Raw genomic sequence first — 12,403 nt, forward strand, 5'->3', positions numbered from 1 at the left:
CCTCGACGGTAACCCGTCCCGGGCAGGAGTGAGCCTGGTCACCTGGCGGGTAATCCCTGTTGCGGAGGGTCAGGAGAGCCTACGATCCTCCGGTACGTGTGCGGGCGCCCGGTGCGGCGGCGTCCCTCAGGGAGGAGCAGGCCATGCGAGTAGCCGGGGCAGTCGTGGTCATCGCGGTACTCGACGGCGGTGACGGCGACGCGCCCGCCCGCCGGTTCGCCGCGGCCGGCGCCGCCGGCCTGCTGGTCGCCGACCCGCACCCCGGGGTCGCCGAGGACCTGGCCGCCGCCCTGGACCGGCCCGGCTGCCCGGTGATCGGGGTCAGCTCCGACGTCCACCAGCCCAGCGACATCGCCGCCCTGGTGGTCACCGCCGAGAAGCACCTCGGTCCGATCGACCTCTTCTGCGTGGCCGGCCCCGACGGCGAGCGGATCGTCACCATGGCCGAGCTGCCTGGCCAGCTGGACCGGCTGGCCGAGCTGCTGGACCCGCTGGGCGAGGCGATCGGCGAGGTCGTCCCGCGCCAGCGGGCGGCGGCGACTCAGCTGGCCGACAGCCCCTCGGCCGAGCGCACCGCGTCCCGGTAACCCCGCGCGGCCGCCCGCAGCGCCGCGTCCGGATCCACCTTGGCGTCGTGCGCGCGCTGCACCACGGCCAGCAGCAGCGCGCCCACCGTCTCCTCGGTCAGCTCGGCCGGCAACGCGTACGGCGCGTCCGGCACCCCGGCCAGCCGCTGCCGCTGCTCCTCGGTGGCCCGGCGCACCCGGGAGACCAGCTTGGCCGCGTAGGCCAGCGCCGGCAGACCGGCCGGCACCCCGTCCAGCACCGACTCCCGGTGCTGCTTCTCGGCCGCCTTGAGCTCCTCCCAGTTCGCCTCCACCTGGTCGGCGGTGTTCGCGTCCGAGTCGCCGAAGACGTGCGGGTGCCGGTACATCAGCTTCTCGACCAGTTCTCCGGCCACCTCGTCGATGGTGAACGGGTCCTCGGCGTGCTCCTCGGCGATCCGGGAGTGGAAGAAGACCTGCAGCAGCACGTCGCCCAGCTCCTCGCGCAGGGTCTGCCGGTCCCCCTCCTCGATCGCCTCGACCAGCTCGTAGGCCTCCTCGACCAGGTACTTCACCAGCGTCTCGTGGGTCTGCTCGGCGTCCCACGGGCAGCCGCCGGGCGACCGCAGCCGGTCCATCACCGCGACCAGGTCGAGCAGTCGGGCGCCGGGCAGGTCGTAGGAGCCGGGCAACAGCTCGATCTCCGGCGCCCGGCCGGCCTCCTCGACGGCGATCCGGGCCAGCGCGTCGGTCAGCCCCGGGTCGCCGTCCGGGCTGCCCAGGAAGACCACCGGGGCCCGCTCGACGAGCGCGCGGGCCAGCGCGGGGGCGGTGCTGCGGGGCAGCTGCTCGACCACCACCCCGGCCTGCGCGAGCGCCGGCAGCTGCGGGTGCTGCGGGTCGGCGGCCAGCACCAGCGGCGCGGCGTGCAGCGCCGACCAGGCCGGCCAGCTGAGCAGGCCGGGGGCGATCCGGTGGGTGGTGGTGAGCAGGGTCAGCTTCGGGGTGCCGGCCGTCTTCGCGACGTCGTTCTGCGGGGTGTCCGTGTCCACCCCTCGAACCTACCGCGAGGAGGCCGCCCCGGACTTACGAGGCGGCCCCGGACTGCGGCAGCCAGTCCTCGCCCGGCTGGTCCAGCACCGACTGCTGGTCGTCCCAGCGGCCGTAGCGCGGGTTCACCGTCACCTTGAGCTCGGTGGCGGCCTGGGTGAGGAACTGGTTGACCGTCCGGTTCCCCTCGATGGTCGCCACCTGCTGCCCGCCGAGCGCGGCCAGCTTCTGCAGGCCCACCTGCTCGCGGAAGTAGGCGTCGATGTCCTGCGCCGGCACCGCGTACTTGAGCAGCAGCATCCGCTCCAGCGCGTCCTCGCCGCCGGCCGCCTGGGTCTCGTCGGCCCGCAGCTGGGCCACCTCACCGGGCGTGACGCTCAGCTGGTGGTCGGCCAGCGCGTGGTCCACCAGGTCGCTGAAGACCATCCCGTTGACGGTCATCGACACCAACCCGGCCGGGTCCTGGTACGGCCCGTTGCCCGGCAGCCGGGACGCCTGGGCCCGGAAGTCGGCCACCCGGGCCTGCACCGACGCCTCGCTGATCTTGTCGTGGCCGACCAGCGCCGCCGCCCCGGGCCGCGGCGGCTGGCTGCCGCACCCGGCCAGCACCGCGGCGACCAGCACCGCCCCGACGGCCGGCAGCAGCCGCCGCCCTCGGGAGCGGGGCCGGAGCTCGGGCCTGAGCTCAGACCGGAGCTCGGGCCGGCTGGGGCGGGAGCGGAGGACGGAGTAACTGCGGATCACGCGGGGCCTCCCGGGCGGGGCTGCGGTGGCGTCTGACTCCTGACGGGACACGAGGATAGAGAGGCGGGGTGCGGGTTGCCCAGATGTTGCACCGAATGAGTGAGCACGGTCAGATCACCTGACTCATCATCAATTCGTGGCCGGGCGATGGTGATCAGCACCGAGTCGGGCTGACCCGGAACCGCTACCGCCCGCCCGGCGGCTGCGGACGGGGCCAGCTGCCGGTGCGCGGGTCCAGGGGCTGGAGGCCGGTGCGGCGGTGGTGCTGCAGCCGGTCCAGGTGGTTGCGCAGGCGCTGGACCTCCGGGTGGTGCGGGCCCTGGAGCGGTTCGCGGTCGAAGAGCAGCGCGAGCAGCCACTCCCAGGCGCCCTCGGCGTCCCCGGCGCCCGCCAGCAGCAGGCCGATCCGTTCGCGCAGGTCGAAGCAGCGGGCCGGGTCGGTGTCCTGGCCGCTGGTCAACCGGGTGGTGTGGTCGCCCAGCAGGGCGCGGTACTCGGCCAGCGCCTCGGGGGCGCGGCAGAGTTGTTCCAGGCAGGCGGCGGCCTTGCGGCGGTGGTCCAGTGCCTGCGGGTCGAGCGGTCCGCCCGCGGCCGTCGCCGCAGCGGCGAGCAGTTGGTACTCCGGCAGCGCCGCCCGGTACTGGCCCTCCTGAAGCAGGGTGCGGGCGTAGATCGTGCGCAGCGTGCCGACCAGCGGCGCGCCGTCCCCGTGCGTGGCGCGGGCGACCGGGAGCAGCCGGGCGGCCAGGTCGATCACCTCGGCGTAGCGGTGCTCGGCGAGCAGGTCGGAGACCTGGGCACAGGCGGCGGCCAGGTCGGCCGGTGCAGCCGGGCCGTCCGCCGCTGCGGCTACCGCCGGCACCCCGGCCACCCCCGACGCAGCGGGCCCGGCCTGGACGGCGGGGAAGATCATCGCCGCCCCCGCCGGCACCGCCGCAGCAGCACCGGTGCCACCGCCCGCCCCCGCCACCGTGCTCCACGGCAGCGGCCGGTGCGGGTAGTGGAACGGCGTGGTCGGGTCCGGCTGCGGCCCGTACGGCGGGCACGGCCCGGCCAGGGCCGCGGGCAGCAGCGGGCCGAGCCGCTGGTACACCGTCTGCGCGTCGGCCGGGCGGTCGGCCGGTGGTTTGGCCAGCAGGTCCAGCACCAGCACCTCCAGCTCCGCCGGCACCTCGGGCCGGCGCCGGCGCAACGGCTCCGGTGCCTCGTCCACCTGGCGGCGCAGCACCCCGAGCGCGGTGGGCGCCCGGAACGGCTCCTCGCCGGCCAGCATCTCGTGCAGCAGGCAGCCCAGTGCGTAGAGGTCGGTGCGGGCGTCCACCACGCCCGAGAGCGCCTGTTCGGGGGCCATGTAGGAGGGGCTGCCGATCGGCACGCCGGTCATGGTGAGCCGGGTGTGCCTGCCGTCCAGCGCGGTGGCGATGCCCAGGTCCAGCAGCACCACCCGGCCGTCCGGACGGACCATCAGGTTGCTCGGCTTCAGGTCGCGGTGCACCACCGGCACCGCGTGCACCACCGAGAGCGCGGCACAGATCTGCGCGGCCACCGAGACCGCCCACGGGATCGGGAACGGGCCCTCCTCGGCGATCAGGTCGCCCAGTCCGACCCCGGGCAGCCGCTGCATCACCAGGTAGAGCTCGCCCGCGTCCTCGCCGGCGTCGAAGACCGTGACCAGTCCCGGGTGGTCCAGCCCCGCGGTGATCCGGCACTCGCGCAGGAACCGCCGGCGCAGCTCGTCCTCCCGGTCGGCCGGCTCCCCGCTGCCCGGGCCGCCCAGCAGCGACTCGGTGCGCAGCAGCTTGACCGCCACCCGGCGGTCGAGCCGCTCGTCGTAACCGGCCCAGACCTGGCCCATCCCGCCGTGGCCGATCTTCTCCGCCAGCCGGTAGCGTCCGCCGATCACCCGTTCCGCGGCGGCACTCACTGCTGCCCGCCCTCGGCCTGCCGGCGCAGCAGTTCACCGAGCTGCCGGAGCTCCTCGGTGGGCGTCTGGACGGGTCGGTCGGCCGGCTCGGCAACCGGCGGGACCGGGGTCGGGTGCGGGGTCGGAGACGGGTGCGGGGACAGGACCGGCTGCGGCGGCGGGGTCGGCTGCGCGTACCCCCGCTGCGCGTGATCCGGACGCGCCCACTGCGGCTGCGCGTACTGCGGGTGCGTGACCTCCAGCCACTGGTACGGCGGTGCCGGCTGCCTCGCCGGCGGGTACGGCAGGACCTCCGGGTTCGGCCCCGCCACCCCCCACCCCGGCGGCGCCTGACCCGCGGTCCGGCCGCGACGGTCCATCAGCAGGAAGTGGGTCGGCGCCGCCAGGATCAGCACCACCATGGTGACCATCCCGATGGTGTTGGGCACCGTGGCCTGCCGGTTCGCCCCGGCCACCGCCGCGCAGACCACCATCAGCAGCCAGAGCCCGGCGAACACCACGGCCCCCGCCACGTCGGCCCGCCGGCGGTGCCGGATGGCGAGCGCGAGTGCCGGGACGAACCCGAGCAGCCCGATCGAGCCCACCCCGATCAGGCAGAACAGCACCTTGCCGCCGATCCCGAACGGCCCCTTCGCCGGACCCGCCGGAGGCACCGGTGCCGGCCCGAACTGCCCGGGAAACTGGCCTGCCATGCGTATCCGCCCCCGCGACGTGGTCCCCGACGATGATCTTCACCAAGGTACCGCCCGCGCCCCCACCCGCGCCCGGCCTTGCGCACACCGCTACCGGCCCGTGACCCCGCCCCATCCCGGGCGGTATCCCGCACGCCACCCCTCACTCCACCCCGAGCACCCCCTCCGCCAGCCCGTCGGTCAGCTGCTGCGCCAACTCCCGTGCCAGCTCCGCCGCCTGCCGCACCCCCGCCTCGAAGGCCGCGACCCGGCGGAACGCCTCGCCCAGCACCCGCTGCTGCGCCACCGGCAGCCGCGGCAGCTGCACCCGGCGGACGTCCAGCCGAGCGGTGGTGGAGGCGTGGGTGGCGGCGGTGCGGGCCGCGGCGGTGGAGCGCAGCCGGCCGGCCAGGAACTCGGGGTCGAGCAGCGCCGGATCCGGCCGCAGCAGGTGCAGCCGTGCTCCGAGCGCCGCGCCGTCCGCCGGCTCGCCGGCCCGCACCACCAGTGCGGTGCCGCCGCCCAGCACCGGGACCAGCACGTCGCCGGGGCGGGCCAGCACCGCGGCCTGGTCCGGCTCGGCCAGTGCCAGGCTCGGCCCCCGCCCGGCCGCCAGGTCCTGGTCGGTGAGCACCGCGGTGGTTCCCGGGGCCTCGGCGGGCAGCCGGGTGGCCGGGCCGGTGCCGGAGGAGAACAGCTCCAGCGCCCCGCCGCGCGCCAGTTCCCCCAGCGTGGTCAGCAGCGGGCCGGCCCCCGGGTCGGCCGCTGCCGCCGTCACCGCCGGCAGTGCCCGATCCAGCTCTGCCAACGGCCCGAGCAGCTCCGCCAGTTGCCCGCGCAGCCGGTCCACGCCCGTGGCTCCGCCCGGCGCGGGCGGCGGAGGCAGGTGGCGGGCGGGGGCCAGGTCGGTGTCGTCGTCCAGCAGCTCGATCGAGTCGACCACCCGGGCCGCTCCCGGACGGTCCACCGCCTCACCCCGGTCGAAGGCCTGCCAGCCGGTCAGCACGGTCCGGTGCAGGGTCGGCCAGTCGAACTGCTCGGGCTGCTCGGCGGTCGCGTCGAGCAGCAGCAGCCGCCGGGCGGGCGGCTGCTGCGGGTCGGGCCGGCGCAGCAGCCACAGGTGCAGCGGGACGCCGTGCGGCGGGGCGGCGCCCGCGGGCAGCGCGACCACCGCGCGCAGCGCACCGGCGCGCAGCAGCTCGGCGCGCAGCCGGCGGCCGGAGCGGCGGGAGGCGACGGTGGGCGGCAGCAGCAGTGCGGCCAGGCCGCCGGGGCGGGTGTGGGCCAGGCAGTGCAGCAACCAGGCGAGTTCGGGTTCGCCGCGGGGCGGTGCCTGGCCGAAGAGCCAGCGCGGGTCGTAGCGCAACTCCTCGTGCCCCCAGTCCCGTTCGTTGAACGGCGGCCGGCAGAGCACCGCGTCGGCGAGCAGCCCCGGGTGGCCGTCGGCCCGCAGCGCGTCCCCGCCGCGGACCAGCAGCGGCAGCGGGCCCGGTGTCGCGGCCGGGGTCCGCAGGGCGAGCCGGAGCAGCGCGGCGCCGGCCGTCACCGCGTCCCGCTCCTGCCCGTGCCGCACGCCGGCGACCGGCGCCGCGAGCAGCAGCTGCCCGAGCCCGCAGCTCGGGTCGAGCAACGCGCCGCCCTCCCCCTTCGCGCCGTCCTCTCCCGCGGCAGCGCCCTCCCCCGACAGCGCGTCCCCCGCCAGGGCCACCAGCAGCGCCGCCGCCTCACCCGGCAGCTGGTGCACCTGCCGCGCACCGGCCAGCAGCGCCTCGTAGGCCCCGGCCGGCGACTCCCCGGCAGCCAGCTCGGCCAGCAGCCGGCAGAGCTCCAGCTGCGTGCTGCCGTACAGCGCCGGCAGCTCCAGCTCCCCGGCCTGCTCACCGAGTGCGGCCCGCACCACCTCGCCGACCGCCCGCGGCAGCGCCAGGGCGAGCTTGGGGTCGGACTGACCGGCCAGCTCCGCCCAGCGCTCGGGCGCCCGGTGCAGCAGCAGCAGGAAGGCGCCGGCCGGCAGCAACGGGGCCGCGGGGTGGCCGGCCGGGTCGCGCAGCGCGTCCAGTTGCCGGCGGCACCGCTCCGCCAGCGGCAGTTCGGCCAGCTTGCCCTGGCGCCGCAGCCACTCCTCGACCTGGGTGAGCGCGAAGGTCGGGCTGCTGTCGCTGCCGCCCACCGGCTGCGGGAAGTCGGCGTGCCGCTTGCGCCAGTTGCTCACGGCGGCCCGGCCGACCCCGGCCAGCCGGGCGATCTCGACGGCGGTCACCTCAGGGCTCGGCGGCATGGCGGCTCCTCGCTGGACGACGGCGTGTGATCACCCAGCATAGCCAGCCGACTCGGAGATCCATGTTCACGCGTGAACAGAGCACTTCTCCATTTTACTGTTGACGACGTTCACAGTCATCTGCTCTGATGGAGCCATCGCCGAACGGGGCGCCCCGACCGGGACACCCGGACCATCGACCGAACCGAGGAACCAGCCATGCGCAGCACCGCCACCGCCCGCCGCCGCTCCACCTCCGTCGCACTGCTGGCCGGCGGCACCCTGCTCGCCCTCGCCACCACCGCCTGCGGCCCGGACAACGGGAGCTCGGTCACCACCAAGCCCAAGGCCGCCGCCGGCGCCACCTCCGCCGCCGCCTCCACCTCCGGCGTGGGCACCCCCGGCAGCCCCGCGGCCGGCAGCAACAGCAGCAAGCCGTCCAGCACCGCCAAGGTCGGCGACACCATCGGCCTCAAGGGCATGGACAAGGGCGCGTCCGACGACGTGACCGTGGTCAAGGTGACCGACAACGTGCAGAGCACCGACGGCTACCTCAAGCCCGCCGACGGCAAGCGGTGGATCGCGGTGCAGTTCCGGCTCAAGAACACGGGCACCGCGGCCTACAGCGACGCGCCGGAGAACGGCGCGAAGGTGGTCGACGACCAGGGCCAGTCCTACGGCGCGGAGGCGGTCACCGACACCACCGCCGGGCAGGCCTTCGCCACCCCGGTCAACCTGGCCCCCGGCGACAGCGCGCTCGGCGTGGTCACCTTCGAGGTGCCCGCCACCGCCAAGATCGTCAAGGCGCAGTTCGGCCTGGACAGCGGCTTCGCCGACCAGACCGGCCAGTGGACCCTCAACTGATCACCGCGCACCCGACCACCGCACACCGGGCCACCGCACACCTGATCACCGCACCGGGTCCACGCAAGCGCCGCGCACACCAAGCGCCGCGCACACCAAGAAGAGCGGCGGACGACCCGAAGGCCGCCCGCCGCTCACCTCGCCTCCTGCGAGAACGCCTACTTCTTCCCCGCCGCCAGCTCCTCGAACATGGTGCTCAGGAAGGTCCCGCACCAGGCGAGCAGCTCCCGCCCGACCACCGGCTTGCCGCCGATCCGCGCCGTGGTCGGCCGCGGCACCAGCAGCTGCGAGGTGGTCCCCTTGACCTGGCTGCGCGGGTAGAGCCGGTTCAGCCGCAGCTCCTGCGATTCGCGCAGCTCCACCGGCCCGAACCGGACGAAGTTGCCCTGCAAGGTGATGTCCGCGACGCCGCAGCGCCGGGCGTACAGCCGCAGCGCCGCGACCAGCAGCAGGTTCTCCACCGGGTCCGGCAGCTTGCCGTAACGGTCCGTCAGCTCGGCCCGCACCTGCTCGATGTCCGCCTCGGAGTTGACCGCCGCGATCGACCGGTAGGCCTGCAGCCGCAGCCGCTCCCCGGGGGCGTAGTCGTGCGGCACGTGGGCGTCCACCGGCAGCTCGATCTTCACCTCCAGCGGCTCCTCCTCGACCTCGCCGCCGCTCGCCAGCGACTCGCGGAACTCCGCCACCGCCTCGCCGACCATCCGCATGTAGAGGTCGAAGCCGACGCCCGCGATGTGCCCGGACTGCTCGCCGCCGAGCAGGTTGCCGGCGCCGCGGATCTCCAGGTCCTTCATCGCGACGTACATGCCCGCGCCCATCTCGGTGTGCTGGGCGATGGTGGCCAGGCGCTCGTGCGCGGTCTCGGTGAGCGGCTTCTCCGGCGGGTAGAGCATGTAGGCGTAGCCGCGCTCCCGGCCGCGGCCGACCCGGCCGCGCAGCTGGTGCAGCTGGGAGAGGCCGAAGGTGTCGCCGCGCTCCACGATCAGCGTGTTGGCGTTGGAGATGTCGATGCCGGACTCGACGATCGTGGTGGAGACCAGCACGTCGAACTCCTTCTCCCAGAAGTCGACCACCACCTTCTCCAGCTGGGTCTCCCCCATCTGCCCGTGCGCGGTGGCGACCCGCGCCTCCGGGACCAGGTCCTTCAGCCGGGCCGCCGCCTTGTCGATCGACTCGACCCGGTTGTGGATGTAGAACACCTGGCCCTCGCGGAGCAGTTCGCGCCGGATCGCGGCGGAGATCTGCTTCTCGTCGTAGGGGCCGACGAAGGTCAGCACCGGGTGCCGCTCCTCCGGCGGGGTGGTGATGGTGGACATCTCGCGGATGCCGGTGACCGCCATCTCCAGGGTGCGCGGGATCGGGGTCGCGGACATGGTGAGCACGTCCACGTTGGCCCGCAGCTTCTTCAGCTGCTCCTTGTGCTCGACGCCGAAGCGCTGCTCCTCGTCGACGATCACCAGGCCGAGGTCCTTGAACCGGGTCTCCGAGGAGAACAGCCGGTGGGTGCCGATCACCACGTCCACCGAGCCCTCGAAGAGCCCCTCCAGCACCGCCTTGGCCTCGCTGTCGGTCTGGAACCGGGAGAGCGCCTTCACCACCACCGGGAAGTTGGCGTACCGCTCGGCGAAGGTGGAGAAGTGCTGCTGCACCAGCAGCGTGGTGGGCACCAGCACCGCCACCTGCTTGCCGTCCTGCACCGCCTTGAAGGCCGCCCGGACCGCGATCTCGGTCTTGCCGTAGCCGACGTCACCGCAGATCAGCCGGTCCATCGGGACCGACTTCTCCATGTCCGCCTTGACCTCGGCGATGGTGGTCAGCTGGTCCGGCGTCTCCGCGTAGGGGAAGGCGTCCTCCAGCTCGCGCTGCCAGGGGGTGTCCGGGCCGAAGGTGTGGCCGGGGGCCGCCATCCGGGCCGAGTAGAGCTTGATCAGGTCGGCGGCGATCTCCTTCACCGCCTTCTTGGCCCGCTGCTTGGTCTTCGCCCAGTCCGCGCCGCCCAGCCGGTGCAGCGTCGGGGCCTCGCCGCCGACGTACTTGGTCACCTGGTCGAGCTGGTCGGTCGGCACGAAGAGCCGGTCGCCGGGGTGGCCGCGCTTGGCCGGCGCGTACTCCAGCACCAGGTACTCGCGGGTGGCGCCCTGCACGGTGCGCTGCACCATCTCGACGTACCGGCCCACGCCGTGCGCCTCGTGCACCACGTAGTCGCCGGCGGCCAGCGCCAGCGGGTCGATCGCGTTGCGCCGGCGGGAGGGCATCCGGCGCATGTCCTTGGTGGAGGACTTCTGGCCGGACAGGTCGGTCTCGGTGATCACGGTGAGCTTGAGCGCCTCGTCCACGAAGCCGTGCTCGATCGAGCCGCAGCTGACGTAGACCACGTCCCGGGTCGGCGCGTCGAGCAGCTCGGGCACCAGCCGGGCCGGGATGCCCTCGTTGCCGAGCACCTCGGCCAGCCGGGAGGCCGGACCCTGACCCTCGGTCACCATGACCACCCGCCAGTCGGCGGCCAGTCGCTCCTTGGCATCGGCGATCGCCCGCGCGGTGTCGCCGCGGTAGGCCTCCACCGCGTGCATGCCCAGCGTCAGCGTGTTGGTGTCGAACTCCAGGATGGCGCTGACGTCCGAGTCACTGGTGGCGAACGGGCTGACCGACCACCAGGACAGACCGATCTCGGCCGCGTGCTCGCGCACCTCGGCGAGCGAGCGCAGCGAGGCGGCGGAGACGTCGATCTGCTCGACGTCGATCGGCCGCTCGCCGCCGGCCGCCGCGGCCACCCAGGAGGCGTGCAGGAACTCCTGGCTGGTCGCCACCAGGTCGGCGGCCCGGGTGCGGACCCGCTCCGGGTCGCAGACCACCGCCACCGAGCCGGCCGGCAGCACGTCCAGCAGCAGCTCCATGTCGTCCACCAGCACCGGGGCCAGCGACTCCATGCCCTCGACCGCGATGCCCTCGGCGATCCGGCCCAGGATCTCGGCGAGTTCGGGGTGCCCGGTGGCCAACTCGGCGGCCCGGGCCCGGACCTGATCGGTGAGCAGCAGTTCGCGGCAGGGCGGCGCCCACAGCCCGTGCTCGGCGATCTCCAGCGACCGCTGGTCGGCCACCTTGAAGTAACGGATCTCCTCGACCTCGTCGCCCCAGAACTCCACCCGCAGCGGGTGTTCCTCGGTCGGCGGGAAGACGTCCAGGATGCCGCCGCGGACCGCGAACTCGCCGCGCTTCTCGACCAGTTCGACCCGGGCGTAGGCGGCCGCGGAGAGCCGGCGGGCGATCTCGGCCAGGTCCGCGGTGTCCCGGTGCTTCAGCGCCACCGGCTCCAGCTCCGCCAGCCCCTTGACCTGCGGCTGCAGCACCGAGCGGACCGGCGCCACCACCACCTGCAGCGGGCCGGCCGTGACGTCCTCGGCCAGCGGGTGGACGATCCGGCGCAGCACCGCGAGCCGCCGCCCGACGGTGTCCGAGCGCGGCGAGAGCCGCTCGTGCGGCAGCGTCTCCCAGGCGGGGAACTCGGCCACCGCGTCCGGCGGCAGCAGCGAGCGCAGGCTGGCGGCCAGGTCCTCGGCCTCCCGACCGGTGGCCGTCACGGCGAGCACCGGGCGACCGCGCTCGCCGGCCCCCGCGGCCAGCGAGCGGGCCAGCGCGGCGACCACGAAGGGCCGGGCGGCGGGCGGACCGACCAGGTCGAGATGGGGGCGGTGGCCGCCCGCCGCCGCCTCGATCGCCTCGGCGAGGGCGGCGTCGCGGGCCACGACGTCGAGCAAACCGGTCAGGCTCATGAAGTCTCTTCTGTCCCGTTGCATCCAGGCGGAGCGCCCGGTGGCGTGACCTGCGGCCGCCGGGCAGCGTGATGGGCCCGGCACGCGGAACGCAGGGGCCGGGTCAGGCTCCCAGGGTACGCCGAGCGGCCCAGCCGGCGAGGGCGACGGCCCCACGGCGCTCCGCGGCCGCGGCCATGGACATGCCGCACCGGGGACGGGCCGCCGCACACCACCCGTGACCTGCCGTTCCGACCCGTGGCCGATTGTCAAGAAGTGGACATACTCCGGTCACTGGAAATCCATGGACGGCGCGCAGGATGGATCACGTGCCCGCCGCTCCAACCGTGGGGGATGGCGAGGTGGGCCGACGCGCTCCGATGGGGGTCGGGGCGTGCAGGCCGGGCGACCCTGGGTGGGGGCGCCCGCCCGATCGTCGGGAGTCGTGGGGTTCTACCCCAAAAGGTTCCCAATTTCTCCCCCCCCCCCCCCCCCCCCCCCCCCCCCCCCCCCCCCCCCCCCCCCCCCCCCCCCCCCCCCCCCCCCCCCCCCCCCCCCCCCCCCCCCCCCCCCCCCCCCCCCCCCCCCCCCCCCCCCCC

Annotated in this window: 8 protein-coding genes; 2 read left to right on the forward strand and 6 right to left on the reverse strand. The window is 74.9% G+C overall.

Features of this window, described 5'->3' with window-relative positions; translation table 11 throughout:
• Positions 1–143 precede the first annotated feature (143 nt).
• A complete protein-coding gene (locus ACQRUO_RS17820) occupies positions 144–587 on the forward strand; it encodes an SDR family NAD(P)-dependent oxidoreductase (protein WP_428316924.1) in 444 nt (147 codons plus the stop codon).
• Here the strand turns inward: ACQRUO_RS17820 and ACQRUO_RS17825 are convergent.
• The 5 genes from ACQRUO_RS17825 to ACQRUO_RS17845 all read right to left on the reverse strand — a co-directional run bounded on the left by ACQRUO_RS17825 (position 542) and on the right by ACQRUO_RS17845 (position 7,212).
• Positions 542–1,597, reverse strand: a complete 1,056-nt coding sequence (locus ACQRUO_RS17825; protein WP_428316925.1) for a MazG family protein — start codon at positions 1,595–1,597, stop codon at positions 542–544. The two genes, ACQRUO_RS17820 and ACQRUO_RS17825, sit on opposite strands and share 46 nt — an antisense overlap.
• Before the next feature lie 34 nt (positions 1,598–1,631).
• Entirely contained in the window at positions 1,632–2,219 is a 588-nt protein-coding gene (locus tag ACQRUO_RS17830; RefSeq protein WP_428316926.1) for a hypothetical protein, read from the reverse strand.
• 304 nt (positions 2,220–2,523) lie between these two features.
• On the reverse strand, positions 2,524–4,263 hold the full coding sequence (locus ACQRUO_RS17835) for a serine/threonine-protein kinase (RefSeq protein ID WP_428316927.1): 1,740 nt from the start codon (positions 4,261–4,263) through the stop codon (positions 2,524–2,526).
• Positions 4,260–4,955 carry a hypothetical protein gene (locus tag ACQRUO_RS17840; protein WP_428316928.1) on the reverse strand — a complete coding sequence of 232 codons (696 nt, stop codon included), beginning with the start codon at positions 4,953–4,955 and terminating at the stop codon, positions 4,260–4,262. Before ACQRUO_RS17840 ends, ACQRUO_RS17835 begins: the two co-directional genes overlap by 4 nt.
• A gap of 142 nt (positions 4,956–5,097) precedes the next feature.
• Complete coding sequence (locus ACQRUO_RS17845) at positions 5,098–7,212, reverse strand: N-6 DNA methylase (RefSeq protein ID WP_428316929.1); 2,115 nt, start codon at positions 7,210–7,212, stop codon at positions 5,098–5,100.
• Between the two features lie 198 nt (positions 7,213–7,410).
• Between ACQRUO_RS17845 and ACQRUO_RS17850 the strand changes: the two genes are divergently transcribed.
• A complete protein-coding gene (locus ACQRUO_RS17850) occupies positions 7,411–8,055 on the forward strand; it encodes a DUF4352 domain-containing protein (protein ID WP_428316930.1) in 645 nt (214 codons plus the stop codon).
• Between the two features lie 158 nt (positions 8,056–8,213).
• On the opposite strand, the gene mfd is transcribed toward ACQRUO_RS17850, so the two are convergent.
• The gene (gene mfd / locus ACQRUO_RS17855) at positions 8,214–11,825 is read right to left on the reverse strand and encodes a transcription-repair coupling factor (RefSeq protein WP_428316931.1); all 3,612 of its coding nucleotides are present in this window, start codon (positions 11,823–11,825) and stop codon (positions 8,214–8,216) included.
• Positions 11,826–12,403: the final 578 nt, after the last annotated feature.

The sequence above is a fragment of the Kitasatospora sp. LaBMicrA B282 genome (genome assembly GCF_050325825.1).
Lineage (GTDB): Bacteria > Actinomycetota > Actinomycetes > Streptomycetales > Streptomycetaceae > Kitasatospora.